Source organism: Allobosea sp. GW823-FHT01F03, assembly GCF_058798075.1.
The window spans coordinates 2,025,112-2,040,707 of record NZ_CM179505.1 but is presented as its reverse complement, the minus strand read 5'-3'; the positions used below and the strand labels follow the sequence as shown (position 1 = coordinate 2,040,707).

14 protein-coding genes are annotated in these 15,596 nt (G+C 68.4%); 8 read left to right on the top strand and 6 right to left on the bottom strand.

The window, feature by feature from the left end:
* Window positions 1–46: 46 nt before the first annotated feature.
* Window positions 47–1,621: a signal recognition particle protein gene (gene ffh / locus AC3RCC_RS09545; RefSeq protein WP_492258272.1), complete on the bottom strand. Its 1,575-nt coding sequence runs from the start codon at window positions 1,619–1,621 to the stop codon at window positions 47–49.
* A 307-nt stretch (window positions 1,622–1,928) separates the two neighbouring features.
* Between ffh and AC3RCC_RS09540 the strand changes: the two genes are divergently transcribed.
* The 5 genes from AC3RCC_RS09540 to AC3RCC_RS09520 all read left to right on the top strand — a co-directional run bounded on the left by AC3RCC_RS09540 (window position 1,929) and on the right by AC3RCC_RS09520 (window position 5,612).
* Complete coding sequence (locus AC3RCC_RS09540) at window positions 1,929–2,342, top strand: hypothetical protein (protein ID WP_291647314.1); 414 nt, start codon at window positions 1,929–1,931, stop codon at window positions 2,340–2,342.
* 94 nt (window positions 2,343–2,436) lie between these two features.
* The gene (locus AC3RCC_RS09535) at window positions 2,437–3,030 is read left to right on the top strand and encodes a CAP domain-containing protein (RefSeq protein ID WP_291647313.1); all 594 of its coding nucleotides are present in this window, start codon (window positions 2,437–2,439) and stop codon (window positions 3,028–3,030) included.
* A 213-nt stretch (window positions 3,031–3,243) separates the two neighbouring features.
* On the top strand, window positions 3,244–3,870 hold the full coding sequence (locus AC3RCC_RS09530) for a LysE family translocator (protein ID WP_492258271.1): 627 nt from the start codon (window positions 3,244–3,246) through the stop codon (window positions 3,868–3,870).
* 10 nt (window positions 3,871–3,880) lie between these two features.
* Entirely contained in the window at window positions 3,881–4,480 is a 600-nt protein-coding gene (locus tag AC3RCC_RS09525; RefSeq protein ID WP_492258270.1) for a class I SAM-dependent methyltransferase, read from the top strand.
* 73 nt (window positions 4,481–4,553) lie between these two features.
* Window positions 4,554–5,612 carry an MBL fold metallo-hydrolase gene (locus AC3RCC_RS09520; protein ID WP_492258269.1) on the top strand — a complete coding sequence of 353 codons (1,059 nt, stop codon included), beginning with the start codon at window positions 4,554–4,556 and terminating at the stop codon, window positions 5,610–5,612.
* A gap of 121 nt (window positions 5,613–5,733) precedes the next feature.
* Here the strand turns inward: AC3RCC_RS09520 and AC3RCC_RS09515 are convergent, their stop codons facing one another.
* Window positions 5,734–6,615 carry a GyrI-like domain-containing protein gene (locus AC3RCC_RS09515; RefSeq protein WP_492258268.1) on the bottom strand — a complete coding sequence of 294 codons (882 nt, stop codon included), beginning with the start codon at window positions 6,613–6,615 and terminating at the stop codon, window positions 5,734–5,736.
* 143 nt (window positions 6,616–6,758) lie between these two features.
* On the opposite strand from AC3RCC_RS09515, the gene dapF reads away from it, so the two are divergent.
* The 3 genes from dapF (at window position 6,759) to AC3RCC_RS09500 (ending at window position 9,569) form a co-directional block, all read left to right on the top strand.
* Window positions 6,759–7,637 carry a diaminopimelate epimerase gene (gene dapF / locus AC3RCC_RS09510; protein ID WP_492258267.1) on the top strand — a complete coding sequence of 293 codons (879 nt, stop codon included), beginning with the start codon at window positions 6,759–6,761 and terminating at the stop codon, window positions 7,635–7,637.
* 1 nt (window position 7,638) lies between these two features.
* Window positions 7,639–8,913, top strand: a complete 1,275-nt coding sequence (mtaB, locus tag AC3RCC_RS09505; RefSeq protein ID WP_492258266.1) for a tRNA (N(6)-L-threonylcarbamoyladenosine(37)-C(2))-methylthiotransferase MtaB — start codon at window positions 7,639–7,641, stop codon at window positions 8,911–8,913.
* 83 nt (window positions 8,914–8,996) lie between these two features.
* Window positions 8,997–9,569: a hypothetical protein gene (locus AC3RCC_RS09500; protein ID WP_291638820.1), complete on the top strand. Its 573-nt coding sequence runs from the start codon at window positions 8,997–8,999 to the stop codon at window positions 9,567–9,569.
* Window positions 9,570–9,596: 27 nt separating this feature from the next.
* Here the strand turns inward: AC3RCC_RS09500 and AC3RCC_RS09495 are convergent, their stop codons facing one another.
* The 4 genes from AC3RCC_RS09495 to AC3RCC_RS09480 form a co-directional block, all read right to left on the bottom strand.
* Complete coding sequence (locus AC3RCC_RS09495; RefSeq protein ID WP_492258772.1) at window positions 9,597–11,312, bottom strand: AMP-binding protein; 1,716 nt, start codon at window positions 11,310–11,312, stop codon at window positions 9,597–9,599.
* 209 nt (window positions 11,313–11,521) lie between these two features.
* Window positions 11,522–13,600, bottom strand: coding sequence for an elongation factor G (locus AC3RCC_RS09490; RefSeq protein ID WP_291638818.1), 2,079 nt, complete (start codon window positions 13,598–13,600; stop codon window positions 11,522–11,524).
* Window positions 13,601–13,824: 224 nt separating this feature from the next.
* On the bottom strand, window positions 13,825–14,613 hold the full coding sequence (locus AC3RCC_RS09485) for an SDR family NAD(P)-dependent oxidoreductase (protein WP_492258265.1): 789 nt from the start codon (window positions 14,611–14,613) through the stop codon (window positions 13,825–13,827).
* Between the two features lie 90 nt (window positions 14,614–14,703).
* Window positions 14,704–15,432: a sulfite exporter TauE/SafE family protein gene (locus AC3RCC_RS09480; protein WP_492258264.1), complete on the bottom strand. Its 729-nt coding sequence runs from the start codon at window positions 15,430–15,432 to the stop codon at window positions 14,704–14,706.
* Window positions 15,433–15,596 lie beyond the last annotated feature (164 nt).

Genomic DNA, 15,596 nt, shown 5'->3' with positions numbered 1-15,596 from the left:
GGCACCAAGCCGACCATGACGCCCTGAGCGCAGGCAGGTGAACCTCTCACTTCTTCTTCCCGAACGGGTTGCCGAGGCCGGGCATGCCGCCCAGGCCCGGCAGCTTCGGCATCATGCCGGCAGGCGGGGTGACGCCCTTGGGCAGGCCCGGAAAGCCCCCCGGAGGCAGAGAGGGAAGTCCCCCGCCGGCGCCGAGCTGCTTCTGGAGCTCGGCGAGCTGTGCCGGGTCCATCTTCGAGGGATCGGGCATGCCGGCCGGCAGGCCGCCCATGCCGCCGCCGAGCCCGAACATCTGGCCGAGCTTGCCGAGCATGCCGCCCTTTTGGCGTGCCATCTGCTTCATCATGTCCGCCATCTGGCGGTGCATTCTGAGCAGCTTGTTGATCGCCTCCGGCGAGGTGCCGGAACCAGCGGCGATGCGCTTCTTGCGGCTGTTCTTGAGCAGGTCGGGATTCTTGCGCTCGGCCGGCGTCATCGAATTGATGATCGCGATCTGCCGGCCGATGACCTTGTCGTCCATCTTGGCGTTGGCGAGCTGGCTCTTCATCTGCGCCATGCCGGGCATCATGCCCATGAGGCCGCCGAGACCGCCCATCTTCTCCATCTGCTGGAGCTGGGTGCGCAGGTCGGAGAGGTCGAAATTGCCCTTGGCGAGGCGCTGCGCCAGCGCCTGCGCCTTGTCGGCGTCGACGGTCGCGGCCGCCTTCTCGACCAGGCCGACGATGTCGCCCATGCCGAGGATGCGGTTGGCGACGCGCGAGGGATGGAAATCCTCGAGAGCGTCGGTCTTCTCGCCGGTGCCGACGAGCTTGATCGGCTTGCCGGTGACGGCGCGCATCGAGAGCGCCGCGCCGCCGCGGCCATCGCCGTCCATGCGGGTCAGGACGATGCCGGTCAGCCCGACCCGGCCGTCGAAGGCGCGGGCGGTGTTGACCGCGTCCTGGCCGGTCAGAGCGTCGGCAACGAGCAGGACTTCATGGGGATTGGTCGCCGCCTTGACCTCGGCGACCTCGGCCATCAGGGCCTCGTCGAGGGTGACGCGGCCGGCGGTGTCGAGCATGACGACGTCGTAGCCGCCGAGCCGGGCGGCCTCGACCGCGCGCCTCGCGATCTGCACGGCGGACTGGCCGGCGATGATCGGCAGCGTCTCGACGCCGACTTGGCTGCCGAGCACGGCGAGCTGCTCCATCGCGGCCGGACGGCGCGTATCGAGCGAGGCCATCAGGACCCGCTTCTTGTTGCGGTCGGTCAGGCGCTTGGCGATCTTCGCGGTCGAAGTCGTCTTACCGGAGCCTTGGAGACCCACCATCAGGATCGGCACCGGCGGCACGGCGTCGAAAGTGATGCCCTCGCCCTCGCCGCCGAGCGTGTCGATCAGGACGTCATTGACGATCTTGATGACCTGCTGGCCGGGCGTGACCGACTTCAGCACCTCGGCGCCGACGGCGCGCTCGCGCACCTTGTCGGTGAAGCTGCGGACGACCTCGAGCGCCACGTCGGCCTCGAGGAGCGCGCGGCGAACCTCGCGCAGCGCGGCGTTGACGTCTTCCTCGGTCAGCGAGCCCCTGCGGGTCAGGCCCGAGAGGATGCCGGAGAGTCTGTCGCTCAGCGTGCCGAACATGCGTTCCTGCTTACTGCCTCAAATGCCGACCCGACCAGGCTCAACCCCCAAGCGGTTGCGCGCCCGAGGGCGCAGACGCGCTGTCGGGCGTTGACCTCCGGGCTCATAGGGCTCATGCGAGCGGCCCGGTCGGCGGATGAAGTCTCGTCGATGCGGCGAAACGGATGGCGCCTTAAAGCGGAAGATTGCGGCGAAAGTCAAGCTGAACGCCACAATAGAGCCGCGGCTGCCGGCGGGCGCACGGCGCGCGGGCAGCCCTCTTGTGCCCTGAAACCCGGTTCCGACCCGCCTTCACCTAGGAGACGACATGAAGCTCTTGGCCATCACCGCGACAATGCTGGCGCTGGGCCTGACCCAGGCGCAGGCGCAATCCTGCGAAGGCAATTTCTCGGTGGTCGGCACGCCGATGCTGACCGGCTTGACCTACAAGACCTGGGACAGCATCGCCAGGCGCGCCCCGGCCGCGGTGCTCAAGGACCTCGCCGCCGCCGTCTCGGCCGAGGGCTTCGCCGATATCCGCATCGACAAGGCGACAAGCTCGGTGCTCGCCGTGCAGGAGACCTCCGGCTCCGGCCGCCCGCAGACCTTGCGCATCACCGCCCGCAAGAGCGGCGGCGGCACCCGCGTCGACGCCGCCTTCGTCGTCCAGCAGGGTCAGGTCGCGCCGGAAGCCTATACGCGCGCCGCGCTCTGCCGGGTCATCGCCGGCGGGCGCGGCTGACGCGCTGCGACATTCTCGGGCGCAGCGACATTCTCGCCCGAATCCGGCATTAGGCCGTCCCGCTGCCCGCATGCGGCGGAACGGACAAAGATCGATGAGCATGATGTCACCCTCGGGCGCTGCCCTCCTGGCCGCCCTTTTCCTGGCCGGCTGTGCCGGAAGCCAGCGCGAGACCATCGCGCCGAATGCAAAGCGGCAGGAGCGCCTCGCCGCCGTCAGGCTCGATCCGGCCGAGGCGGTGCGCATCCTCAACGCCCATCGCGCCGAGCGCGGCCTCGGCGCGGTTCGGCTCGACCCGGCCCTGACCACGATGGCCCAGCGCCAGGCCGATGCGATGGCGGCCTCCGACAGCCTCTCGCACACCGCCGCCGGAACGTTCACCGCGCGCGTCCATGCCGCAGGGCTGGACACGGTGCGGGCGGCCGAGAACCTCGGCGCCGGCTATTTCTCGACACAGGAAGCCTTCGAGGGCTGGAAGAAATCCTCCGGCCATGCCGCCAATCTCGTCATGCCGCAGGCGACGCGCATGGGTATCGCCCTCGCCAAGAATCCGCAGACCCGCTACGGCGCCTGGTGGACGATCGTGCTCGCCGCCGAGCCGGAAAAGCGCCAGGAACTCTCCGCCGGGCCGCTGGTGCCGGCCAGTGGCCGCGGCACCACCACATTCCGCTGGGGGCCGCCGCTCTGAGCGCGGGTCGGCGCCCGGCATATCGCCTCTTCCAAGCGCCTTGTCGTCATCCCGGGCGAAGAGAAGCGGAGCGATGGGATTCGACGCGGCTGTCGCGGCTTGTCCGGGAAGACGGCAGCGGCTCTCTGACGTTTCGTCAGACCGACCGAACTGCCCCCTTTACAATCCGCCCCGGCTGGTGATGGCTCTCGTCTTTAACGGGAGCCTTTCCTCATGACCCTCGAAACCTGGGCCGCCTTCGCCGCCGCCACCGCCGTGCTGCTCGTCATCCCGGGACCGACCATCCTCCTGGTGATCTCCTATGCGCTCGGCCAGGGCTGGCGCACCGCCTTCCCGATGGCTGTCGGTGTCGCGCTCGGCGATTTCACCGCGATGACGCTCTCCATGCTCGGCATCGGCGCGCTGCTCGCGACCTCGGCCACGATCTTCACCATCCTGAAATGGATCGGCGCCGCCTATCTCATCTATCTCGGCATCAAGCTCTTCCGCGCCGGCGGCAGCCTGAACGCCGAGCCGCGCAAGGATGCGACCTCGGCGTGGAAGATGCTCGGCCATGCCTGGCTGGTGACCGCGCTGAACCCGAAGGGCATCACCTTCTTCGTCGCCTTCCTGCCGCAATTCCTCGATCCGAAGGCCGATTTCTGGACGCAGATGCTGATTTTCGAGGCGACCTTCATCGGCCTCGCCTTCGCCAATGCGCTCGGCTACGCGCTGATCGCCTCGCACGCCCGCTCGGTGGTCAGCAATCCGCGCGCCATCGGCCTGTTCAACAAGGCCGGCGGCACCCTGCTGGTGGGAGCCGGGATCGCGACGGTCGCGATGCGCTCCGGCAGCAACTGAGGCCCCCATCATGCCTGCACGCGACAGCGCCACGCTCGGCTTCTACGCCGAAGAAGCCGAGACTTATGCGGGGCGCGGGCGGGAAGCCGATCTCGCCCGCATCGAGCGCTTCGCCAGCCTGCTTCCGGCCGGCGGGCAGGTGCTCGAACTCGGCTGCGGCGGCGGGCAGGACAGCGCCGCCCTGCTGGGGCGCGGTTTTGAGGTCACCCCGACCGACGGCTCGCCGGAACTCGCCGCCCAGGCCGCGCTGCGGCTCGGGCGGCCGGTCTCCGTCCTGCTCTTCGAAGACCTTGATGCCAGCGCGACCTATGACGGCGTCTGGGCCAAGGCCTGCCTGTTGCACGTTCCGCGCACCGCCCTCCCCGCCATCATCGCGAAGATCCACGCCGCCTTGCGGCCGGGCGGCGCCTTCTATGCCAGCTTCAAGGCCGGCGAGGCGGAAGGGCGCGACCGTTTTGGGCGCTACTACAATTACCCCTCGGCCGAATGGCTGCGCGAAGCCTATGGCGCCGGTGCGTGGCACAGCCTCGACATCGCGGCGGAAACCGGCGGCGGCTATGACGGCGAACCGACCCGCTGGCTGCACGCCTTCGCGATCAAGAACGCTTGAACGCGGTGCTTCCCCTGCTTTCCGTCCAAGCCTGCGACTTGAAACCATCCGATCGCCGCCCACATCGGCAGTCATGAACCGCCGAAAATTCCTCCGCTTCCTCGGAATCCCCGCCCTCTTTGCCTCCGGTGGAGTCGCCTGGGCTTCCTATCAGCGCTCGCGCAACCCTTATTACCAGGGGCCGGTCAGCGACCATTTCAACGGCCTGACCTTCAGCGACGGGCGGCCGGTGACCAAGGGCTTGCTCGATTTCCTGCGCTGGCAGACCGGGAATCGCGAGAAGGAGGCGTTCCCGGAGCATTTTCCGACGCCGCCGCAAGACCAGCCTCCGGCAAGCGTCGAAGGCCTGCGCGTCGCCCATCTCGGCCACGCTTCCTTCCTGCTCCAGGCCGCCGGCCTCAACATCCTCATCGACCCCGTCTATTCCGAGAGGGCGAGCCCGTTCTCCTTCTTCGGTCCGAAGCGGGTGAATGCGCCCGGCGTCGCCTTCGCCAACCTGCCGAAGATCGATATCGTCCTGGTCACCCACAACCATTACGACCATCTCGACGTCGACACGCTGGCGCGGCTGCACCAGCGCGACCGACCGCGCATGATCATGCCGCTCGGCAATGACAGCATCGTCAAGGGCCATGACGCCACGATCCAGGCCGAGGCGCATGACTGGGGCGCGCGCCTTGCGCTGTCCGACAACGTCACCGTGACCTTGGTGCCGAGCTATCACTGGTCGGCGCGCGGTGCCTTCGACCGACGCATGGCGCTGTGGTGCTCCTTCATCATCGAGACACCGGCCGGCAAGCTCTTCCATATCGGCGACACCGGTTTCCATGACGGCTCGCTCTATCGCGAGCTCGGCGAAAAGCACGGACCCTTCCGCCTCGCTCTGCTGCCGATCGGCGCCTATGAGCCGCGCTGGTTCATGGGCGACAATCACATGAACCCGGAAGAGGCGGTCGAGGTGATGCGCCTCCTGCGCGCCGAGCAGGCGCTCGGCCATCACTGGGGCACCTTCCAACTCACCGACGAAGGGGTCGGCCGGCCGCCCGAGGCGCTCGAGGTCGCGCTCGGCAAGGCCGGAATGCCGCCGGAGCACTTCAGGGCGATGCAGCCCGGGCTGGTCTGGGAAGCGTAAGGCGCCGCCCCGTCGTGCTCGCCCCTATGGCGAGCATCCACGTCTCGAACACCGCATCCGATCAGCAAGGCAAAGACGTGGATGGTCGGGACGGGCCCGACCATGACGGCAAGGCCGTGCGTTATTTCGGCTGCACGTAGACGTTGATCTCGAGGTTCGGGTCGCCCGGATCCTTGAGCTCGCCGACATACTCCTCGAGGAAAGCGTCCTTCACGACGATGTTCTTGGCCTCGAGATAGGCCGTGATCGTCTCATAGGTCGAATCGATGTCGTCATAGGGCGCGGTATGGACGAAGCGCAGCGAGCGCCCAGTCGGCGACTGGCCAGCCCGCACGCCATTGGCAAGAGCGCCCGACGCTGCTGTATCCGGCGTCCGATCCACCGGCAGCATCGCCTCGAACTTGAAGCCGTTGTCGTCGGTCTCGACGAACAGGGCGAGCGGGCGCCCCGCGATCTTCAGCCCGGCCTTGCCCGCCTCGGCGCGCAGCAGGTTGATGCTCTCGGAGAGACGCTGGAAGCCCTGGTCCCAGCTCGCCTGGCCCGGCAAAGCGAGCACCGGCCGGGCGGTGAGTGCGACCTCGTCGACATCGGATGGATCGCCGGGCTTGCCGGCGAGGGTGGCGTTCGGATTTGGCGTGCCTGTCTGCTGCTGCGCCGGCGGCGCCGGCAGCGGATTGGGCAGGGTCGGCGGCGGCTGCACGGGCTGCGGTTCGGCCGGAGCCTGCGGGGCGGGCTGGACCGGCTGCGGCGCCGCGGGAGCCGGCAGGGTCGGCGGCGGCTGGACCGGCTGCGGCTCGGCCTGCGACGTCTGGCCCTGCGCCGGCTGCCCTTGCTGTGCCTGGGTCGAAGGGGCGTTCTGCGCCGGCGCAGCCGCTCCGGATGGCGGCGCCAAGGGCGTGCTTTCGACGCCGGCCGGCGGGGCGACCCTGGTCTGGGCCGGCACGGCGACGGGGGTCGTGAGGCAGGCCGCCAGGGCGATCATGCACAGGTTGGAGTGTCGCATCCCGATAGTCCCGACCTGACACGACCGATTCGCGTCGTTGCGCCGCAAGCTACGCCGTTCGTATCGCCAGACAAGAGCCCTACAGGGTGGCGTTTTTTCGACGCCTCGGTCATAGAGCCGCATCATCATGGACATGTGACGACATGAACGCTCTCGCGCATCGCCGGTTCCTCAGGATGAACGGCCTCGGCAACGAGATCACCGTGCTGGACCTGCGCGGCACCAAAACTGTCGTAACGGCAGGAGAGGCGCGCGCCATCGCTGCCGCATCCGGCATGCATTTCGACCAGTTGATGGTCCTGCACGATCCCAGGACGCCCGGAACCGACGCTTTCGTCCGGATCTACAACACCGACGGCTCCGAAGCCGGCGCCTGCGGCAACGGCACGCGCTGCGTCGCCTGGGCGATGATGGCGGATCCGCAAATGGGCGATCCCGCAAAGAAGACGCTCACCCTCGAGACCAAGGGCGGCCTGCTGCCGGCCAGGCGTCTCTCCGACCTCGTCTTCACCGTCGACATGGGGGAGCCACGTCTCGCCTGGGACGAGATCCCGCTCGCCGAGCCCTTCCACGACACCAGCGGCTTCGAATTGCAGATCGGTCCGATCGACGCGCCGGTCCTGCACACGCCGGGTGCCGTCAACATGGGCAATCCGCACGCCGTCTTCTTCGTCGACGATCCCTATCGCTTCAATCTGGAGCAGATCGGCCCGTTGCTCGAAAACCATCCGATCTTCCCCGACCGCGCCAATATCGGCCTCGCCGCCGTCAAGGCGCCCGACCATATCGTGCTGCGCGTCTGGGAGCGCGGTGCCGGCATCACCCGGGCCTGCGGCTCCGGCGCCTGCGCAGCCCTGGTCGCCGCCGTCCGGCGCGAACTCAGCGACCGCAAGGCCACCGTCAGCCTGCCCGGCGGCGATCTCGTCATCGAATGGCGCGAGAGCGACGGCCATGTCCTGATGACCGGGCCGGTCGAACTCGAGCGCGAAGGCGTACTGGAGCCGACGCTGTTCGCCGCCTGAGATGCCGGTCGAGACCCTCACCTTCGGCTGCCGCCTCAACCTCGTCGAGAGCGAGGCGATGCAGGCGCGAGCCGAGGCGGCCGGCTTGCGCGACATCGCCATCGTCAATAGCTGCGCCGTCACGGCCGAGGCTGTCCGCCAGGCCAGCCAGGCGATCCGCAGGCTGGGGCGTGAACAGCCAGACCGGCCGGTGATCGTCTCGGGCTGCGCGGCGCAGATCGAGCCCGCACGCTTCGCCGCCATGCCGGAAGTCGCTGCGGTGCTCGGCAATGCCGAGAAGCTCGAGCCTGAGAATTGGCGCCGGCTCGCCGCCTCGAACAGCCTGCGAGGTGGCGCCGTCCGGGCTCCCGAGGAGAAGCTGCAGGTCGGCGACATCTTGCAGGCGCGCGGGGCCGCACCGCAACGCACGCGGGCGCTTGCCGAGCACACGCGCGGCTTCCTGCAAGTGCAGAATGGCTGCGACCATCGCTGCACTTTCTGCGTCATCCCGCTCGGCCGCGGCAATGCGCGCTCCTCAGCCGTCGAGGACGTGATCGCCCAGGCGCGTGCGCTAGTCGCCGAAGGCGCGCGCGAGATCGTGCTGACCGGCGTCGATTTGACCAGCTATGGCCGGGAGCGACCGGGCACGCCTTCGCTCGGCGCCCTCGTCCGCAGCCTTCTGGCGGCGCTGCCCGAGCTGCCGCGCCTGCGCCTGTCCTCGCTCGACGCGGTCGAGATCGACGATGAGCTGCGCGATCTCGTCGCGACCGAGCCGCGGCTGATGCCGCATCTGCATCTTTCCCTGCAATCGGGCGACGACCTCATCCTGAAGCGCATGAAGCGCCGCCACGGCCGGGCCGATGCCGTCCGGTTCTGCGCCGAGATGCGGGCCCTGCGTCCGGAGATCGTCTTCGGCGCCGACCTGATCGCCGGTTTCCCGACCGAAGAGGAGGCGATGTTTTCCCGCACCCTCGCTTTGATCGAGGAATGCGGCCTGTCCTATGTCCACGGCTTTCCGTTCTCGGCCCGACCCGGCACGCCGGCGGCCCGCATGCCGCAGCTTCCCGGCGAGATCGTGCGCGAGCGGGCCCAGCGCCTGCGCGATGCCGCGCAAGCCGCCCACCGGCGCCATCTGGAAGCCAGGATCGGCCGCAAGCTCGCCGTCCTGACCGAGCGCGGGGACAGCGGCCGCGCCGAGGACTTCACCCTGGTCCGCTTCGGTCACCATGTTCCGGCAGGTCGGATTCTGCCGGTCACGGCCACCTCATGCGGCGACAAGGCGCTGCTCGCAGCTTGACGCACCACCCGCTTGCCCTTCATGCAACGGCAGACGGCGCAAACGTCTCGCCCATGTCGCAATCCGGACCCAAGCCTCACGCCATGATCGACCGCTTCCGCAAGACCGCCCTCCTCGCCGCGCTCCCGCTCGCCCTCGCCTGGACTTCAGCCAGCGCCCAATCCTATGGCGACGCGGCCTCGGGCCTTTCCGTGTCACCGCCCAAGCCCTTCGTCGGCAAGGCCGGCAAGCCGCATCCGCAGTTCGACGTCACCATCGACATCGATTCGAGCACCGGCACGCCCAAGGCGGTCAATGCCGACGGCCGGCTCTGCACGCTCGGCTTCAAGCCCGCCGCCCAGAACGCCGCCCTCAACCGCGAGGCCATCAACGCCCAGATGGCCAAGCCGGAATGGCAGAAGCTCTATCGCGACATGTTCGAGACGATCGGTACCGTCTCCGATCTGAAACTGTTCGAGCATCAGGGCTTCAGCGGCATCGAGCTGATCGTGACGCCGAAGGCCGGCCCCAATGCCGAAAATGTGCGGATGTTCACCTCGACGCTCGAGACGCCCAAGGGTCGCACGGCGCTGATCTGCGTCACCGACAAGGCGGGGCTCGCCTCCGCGCTGACGCAGTTCAAGGCGCTGCGGGCGACGATCCACGCTCCCGAATGACCGGCACCCCGGCTGGGGCGCCGCGCCTCAGCCCTTTTTCGCCGAGGCGGCGACCTCTTCGCGCAGCGCCCGGCGCAGCACCTTGCCGACATTGGTCTTCGGCAAGCTGTCGCGGAAGATGATCTGCCTGGGCACCTTGTAGCCGGTCAGGCTGTCCTTGCAGAAGCCGCGCAATGCCTCGGCCGTCAGCGCCGGATCCTTCTTCACCACGAAGGCGGCAACGGATTCGCCGGAATGCTCGTCGGGCAGGCCGATCACCGCCGCTTCGAGCACGCCCGGATGGGCCGCAAGCACGTCCTCGACCTCGTTCGGATAGACGTTGAAACCCGAGACTAGGATCATGTCCTTCATCCGGTCGACGATCTTGACCTGACCGTCGGGCAGCATGACGCCGATGTCCCCCGAGCGGAAATAGCCGTCCGGCGTCATCACCTTGGCCGTCTCGTCCGGCCGCTTCCAATAGCCTGACATCACCTGCGGTCCGCGAATGCAGATCTCGCCGGGTTCGCCCAGCGGCGTCTCGTTGCCGTCGGCATTGCGGATCACGATGTCGGTCGAGGGCAGCGGGAAACCGATCGTACCGGTGAACTCGCTGATGTCGGGCCGGTTGACCGAGGCCATCGGCGAAGTCTCGGAGAGGCCATAGCCCTCGATGATCGGCTTGCCGGTCACCTCGCGCCAGCGCTTGGCGACGATCGCTTGCGTCGCCATGCCGCCGGCGACCGAGAAGCGCAGCTCCGAGAAATCGACCTTGCCGATGTCGGGATGGTTGCCGAGCGCATTGTAGAGGGTATTGACCCCGGAGAAGAGCGTGAACCGGCTCGCCTTCAGCGTCTTGATGAAGCCGGCGATGTCGCGCGGATTGGCGATCAGCAGCCCCTTGGCGCCGATGCGCAGCATGAACAGGCAGCAGCAGGTCAGCGCGAAGATGTGGTAGAGCGGCAGTGCCGTGACCATGACGTGCTGATAGTCGCTGCGTCCGAGCGGTGGCTCGATCGCCCAGCCCAGCCAGAGCCGGGCCTGCTCGACATTGGCCGCGACGTTCCGGTGGGTCAGCATCGCGCCCTTGGCGACACCGGTGGTGCCGCCGGTATATTGCAGGAAGGCGATGTCGTCGGGCACCACGGTCACCGGCGCCATGGTGGCGGGACCGGCCAGGATCGCCTTGAGCTGGAAAGAGCCCGGCAAGGTGAAAGGCTTCACCACCTTCTTGATCTTGCGAGCGACGAAATTGACGATTGTGCCCTTGAAGCCCATCAGGTCGCCGGCCGTCGCCACGACGATCGCGTCGAGTTTCAGATGCGGGCGCGCCTCCTCGACGACATGCGCGAAATTCTCGATCACCACCAGGGCGCGGGCGCCCGAATCGGTCAGCTGATGCGTCAGCTCGCGCGCCGTGTAGAGCGGATTGACGTTGACGACGGTGTAGCCGCCGAGCAGTGCGCCGAAGATCGTCGCCGGATAAGCGAGGATGTTCGGCATCATCAGCGCGATCCGGTCGCCCTTCCGGAAGCCCTGCCCCTGCAGCCAGGCGCAGAATGCCCGCGCCGCACGCCCGATCTCGGCATAGGTCAGATTCTTGCCGAAGCTCTCGAAGGCCTCGCGCTGCGGATAGCGCTCGCAGGCCAGGCGGATCAGCTCGGCCAGGGTCCCTGGCGCGGCCGGATCGATTTCGGCCGGCACCGCTGCCGGATAATGGGCCAGCCAGGGCCGCAGGTCCGAACCGGTGCCCGCGGCGGTCATCGCGCTCATCATCGTCCTCCCTTACCGCTCCTTACCCTGTCGCCGGGCTTGCGGAGCTCTCCCGAGGCGGCTCGCCCAGCCATTTCGGCGGCGGAAAACCGTCTCTTCTCATGGCCTTGCTACACTGCGAAATGCTTGCGGCGGGTGCAAGCACCCGCCGCGGCCTCGCCACAGATAGTTTATGTATAAACTTATTCGCCGCAACCGGATTATCGCGCCTGCGCCATGGCCTGCGCCGCGACCACCGCATCGGCCGGTTTGCCGGCGAGTTCGGCGAGATGGTCGAAGCGGGCGCTGAACGAGCCGACGCCGGACGTCGCCGAGCGCAGCTCGACGATCAGCCCCGCCATTTCCGCCTCCGGCACCTGGGCATTGATCTGGTCCCAGCCACGCCAGCCCGGCCGGGCGTCATAGCCGACGATCTGCCCCCGCCGCGCCGAGACCAACGCCGAGGCGCGCGACATCGCATCCGAGGGGATGACGATCTCGACCGCCAGGATCGGCTCGAGCAGCACCGGCTTCGCCTGCGGGCAGGCCTCGCTCATCGCGATGCGGGCCGCCTGGCGGAACGCCATGTCGGAGGAATCGACGGTGTGATAGGAGCCGTCGGTCAGGGTCACCTCGATATCGACCAGCGGAAAGCCGAGCGGCCCGCGCTGGCAGAAATCGCGCACTCCGGCCTCGACCGAGGAGATGTACTGGCGCGGCACGACCCCACCGGTGATCCGGTCGACGAAGCGGACACCTTCGCCGCGCGGCAGCGGCGCGACCTCCAATACGACGTCGCCGAACTGGCCATGGCCACCGCTCTGCTTGCGATGCCGGCCCCGCGCGCTTGCCTTGCCACGAATGCTCTCGCGATAGCCGACTTCCGTGGCAGCACTCTCGACGGAGACGCCATAGCGTCCCGAGAGCCGTTCCAGCGCGACCCGCAAATGCATCTCGCCCTGGCCGGAAAGACGCATCTCGCCGAACTCGGAGAGATGCTGCAGGCTCAGCCCGGTATCCTCCTCGATCAGCCGGGCCAGCGCCGCGGCCAGCCGGACATCGTCCTTGCGCTCCTTCACCGTCACTGCCAGCGCATGCACCGGCTCGGGCGGCGCAACCGCGCTGATCGCGTCCGGCCTGACCTTGCCGGCGGCGATCGCATCGCCGGTGCGCACGCCTTCGAGCCGCGAGAACGCCGCGACCTCACCCTCCTCGGCCGCCTGCAGGCGCGACTGCTCGGCCCCCTTCAGCTCGAGCACGCCGCCGATCCGGGCCTCGTTGCCGGCCGAGGACGTCACCATGTCCCCCTCGGAAAGCCGGCCGCGCAGCACGCGGGCGAGCGAGAGTTTGCCGCCCTGACCGGAATGCCAGGTCTTCATCACCAGGCCGAGCGCCGCACCGCCTTCGACCACCCCGATGCGACCACGCGTCGTCTCCAGCCCCGGCGCCTCGTGCCGGAGCGCCTTGAGCAGGCGGGTCACGCCATTGCCGCGCTCCGCCGCACCGATCAGCACCGGCACGACATGGCGTTCCCGGAGCTCGCGGGCGAGATCGTCGAAGATCAGGTCGCGCGGCGGCTCGATGTCGCCGAGCAGATCCTCCATCAGGGTGTCGTCGTAATCGGCGAGCTTTTCGAGCATCGAGAAGCGGGCGTCACGTTCCCGTTCGATCTCTTCGGCTGCGAGCGGCACCACCTCGCTCGGCGCATGCTCGCGGTAGACGAAGGCGCGCTCCAGAGCCAGGTCGATGAAGCCGACCGCAATGCCGTTGCGCCAGATCGGGATCTGCCGCAGCAGCAGCGGCGTGCGCGAGGCGCGCTGCAGCAGCGCAAGCGTCTCGCGGACCCGGCGCGTCGCGGTGTCGATCTTGTTCAGGAACAGGAAGCGCGGGATGTCGGCTTCCTCGAGCTCGCGCAGCACCAGTTCCAGCGCGGGTGCCTTGCGATCATCCGCCTCGCAGACCACGACCGCGGCATCGACCGCCGTCAGGACATGGCGCATTTCGTGCAGGAACTCGACCGAGCCGGGACAGTCGACGAAGGTGAAGCGTTCACCGAGGAAATCGACGGTAGCGACGTTCGGCTCCGTGCTCATCTGATGGGCGCGGGCCTCTGCCGAGGCGTCGCCGACGCTGTTGCGGGTTTTGACCGAGCCAGCGCGCGAGACGGCGCCGCAGCGTTCCAGGATGCTTTCGAACAGGCTGGTCTTGCCGCTCTGGAAGGGGCCGACGATGGCGATGCATCGTGGCCCCCTGGCTCTGACCCCGGACGAAGTTCCTCCATTGGCGGGAGCCGCAGCCATGTCGTCCTCCTTCGGTTATGGCCGCGTGAGGGCATCAAGGCCGAAGGCCCCCCGCTCCCGGCGGCGGAAAACCGGCGGGACCGGAAAGCGCCCACGCCGGGAAGGCGGCGGTCGCTCGGGCCCGACAGGGTCGGGCGGCCGTCGAAGAGGGATGTCGAGCCGAAGGTTCGCGCCGAATGCGGGCGCGCGCAAGGAGAATGTTGTCGCGGCTGCTAGCTCGCGGCTCAGCGGTTGCGTCGCTGCCCGCGCAGGGTCGGCAGGCCGATGCCGACCGCGTCGAAGCCGCCATCGACGGCGAGCACCTGGCCGGTGATGTAACTCGCCTTGTCGCTGCACAGGAAGAAGATCGCCTCGGCGAGCTCCTCCTCCAGCCCGTAGCGGGCGAGCGGGATCGCGTCGTGATAGTCGGCGCGGATCTCCGGCGAATGCACCGCCTTGGCCATGGCGGTCTCGACCGGGCCGGGCGCGACCGCGTTGACGCGAATGCCGAGCCCGGCGAGCTCTGCCGCCTGCTGCTTGGTGAGATGGGCGAGCGCCGCCTTGCTGGTGCCGTAGGCGACCCGCAGCGTCGAGGCCCGCAGGCCCGAGATCGAGGTGATGTTGACGATCGCACCGCCGCCATTGTCGGCCATCGCCGGAGCGGCGGACTGGGTGGTCAGGAACGGCCCGGTCAGGTTGACGTCGAGCACGCGCTGCCATTCCTGATGGGTGGTCTCGAGCAATGGCTTGAACACCGCCGTCCCGGCATTGTTGACGAGGGCGTCGAGCCGGTCGAAGCGCTCGACCGTCGCGTCGACAGCCGCCGCGACCCCGGCGGGATCGGCAACGTCGCAGACCAGCGACAGCGTCACCGTCGGCGCATCAAGCTGCGCCATCGCTTCGCCGAGGCCATGCGCGTCGATGTCGAGCAGGGCGACGCGCCAGTTGTCGGCGAGGAAGCGCTTGACCGTCGCCAGCCCAATGCCGCGCGCCGCGCCGGTGACGAGAACGGTCCTGATCGAGCTATCCGACATTTCACTGAACTCCGGACGACGGGCCTTTCGCCCTCCTTACAACCGGCGAGCGCCGGCCGGAAGCGTGTGCGCCGGTTGCCGGCGCTGCAATCAGCGGAAAGCGGCTGCGATCAGGAAGAGCCCCGAGAACAGCATCATGCCGTCGAGCAGGAGCTGGAAGGTCCCTCGGTCCATGCGCATCACCAGCGCCTTGCCGGCGAAGGTGCCGAGCATCAGCGAGGCCCCGACGATCAGTCCCTTGGCGAGGATGGCGAGCGGCATCGCGCCGAGCGAGCGGAAGGTCGCGACCTTGGTGACGTAGATGAACAGCGAGGTCGCGGCCTCGGTCGAGAGCAGCGCCCCCTTGGTCAGCCCATAGGCCATGAAGGCGGGGATGCTGAGCGGGCCGGTCGAGAGCACGAGCCCGGTCAAGAAGCCGATCACGGCTCCAGCCAAGCCGAGCTGCCCGAGCGAGAGCCTGATCCGCCGCGCCTCGAGCCAACGCCGGCCGGGAATCATCGCGAGGAAGAACAGGCCGAGCCCGATATCGATCGCGGCCGAGGGTAGGCGCAGCAGCGTGCTCGCGCCCAGCATCGCCGCCGGAATGCCGGGCAGCGCATAGGCCAGGAAGGCGCGCCAGTCGACCTCGCGCCACCAGGCGAGGACACGCGCGAGATTCGCCATCACCGCAGCGACGGCCATGATCGGCACCGCCTGCTTCGGCCCGAAGGACCAGACTAGCACCGGCAGCAGCATGATCGACGAACCGGTCCCGACCACGCCGCTGACGACGCCGGCAACCAGCCCGACCAGCAGCGTGAACAGGGAGGCGTAGCTCACGATATCCGCCACTCTGCTCTACCCCGTCGCACCGCCACCCGTGGCTCACCGCATCCGATTCTGCTATTCTCGCGCAAGCCCTGTCACAAGCGCGGCCGTTTCATGCCGCCTGCGGCACCGCCGCCATCTCGACAAACCCGCCACGCTCCTGTATGGCCGCGCTC

Excerpts from the sequence above, each read along its gene's own strand:
- ffh (WP_492258272.1), bottom strand. The coding sequence starts at position 1,621 with ATGTTCGGCACGCTGAGCGACAGACTCTCCGGCATCCTCTCGGGCCTG.
- AC3RCC_RS09540 (WP_291647314.1), top strand. The coding sequence starts at position 1,929 with ATGAAGCTCTTGGCCATCACCGCGACAATGCTGGCGCTGGGCCTGACC.
- AC3RCC_RS09535 (WP_291647313.1), top strand. The coding sequence starts at position 2,437 with ATGAGCATGATGTCACCCTCGGGCGCTGCCCTCCTGGCCGCCCTTTTC.
- AC3RCC_RS09530 (WP_492258271.1), top strand. The coding sequence starts at position 3,244 with ATGACCCTCGAAACCTGGGCCGCCTTCGCCGCCGCCACCGCCGTGCTG.
- AC3RCC_RS09525 (WP_492258270.1), top strand. The coding sequence starts at position 3,881 with ATGCCTGCACGCGACAGCGCCACGCTCGGCTTCTACGCCGAAGAAGCC.
- AC3RCC_RS09520 (WP_492258269.1), top strand. The coding sequence starts at position 4,554 with ATGAACCGCCGAAAATTCCTCCGCTTCCTCGGAATCCCCGCCCTCTTT.
- AC3RCC_RS09515 (WP_492258268.1), bottom strand. The coding sequence starts at position 6,615 with ATGCGACACTCCAACCTGTGCATGATCGCCCTGGCGGCCTGCCTCACG.
- dapF (WP_492258267.1), top strand. The coding sequence starts at position 6,759 with ATGAACGCTCTCGCGCATCGCCGGTTCCTCAGGATGAACGGCCTCGGC.
- mtaB (WP_492258266.1), top strand. The coding sequence starts at position 7,639 with ATGCCGGTCGAGACCCTCACCTTCGGCTGCCGCCTCAACCTCGTCGAG.
- AC3RCC_RS09500 (WP_291638820.1), top strand. The coding sequence starts at position 8,997 with ATGATCGACCGCTTCCGCAAGACCGCCCTCCTCGCCGCGCTCCCGCTC.
- AC3RCC_RS09495 (WP_492258772.1), bottom strand. The coding sequence starts at position 11,312 with ATGACCGCCGCGGGCACCGGTTCGGACCTGCGGCCCTGGCTGGCCCAT.
- AC3RCC_RS09490 (WP_291638818.1), bottom strand. The coding sequence starts at position 13,600 with ATGGCTGCGGCTCCCGCCAATGGAGGAACTTCGTCCGGGGTCAGAGCC.
- AC3RCC_RS09485 (WP_492258265.1), bottom strand. The coding sequence starts at position 14,613 with ATGTCGGATAGCTCGATCAGGACCGTTCTCGTCACCGGCGCGGCGCGC.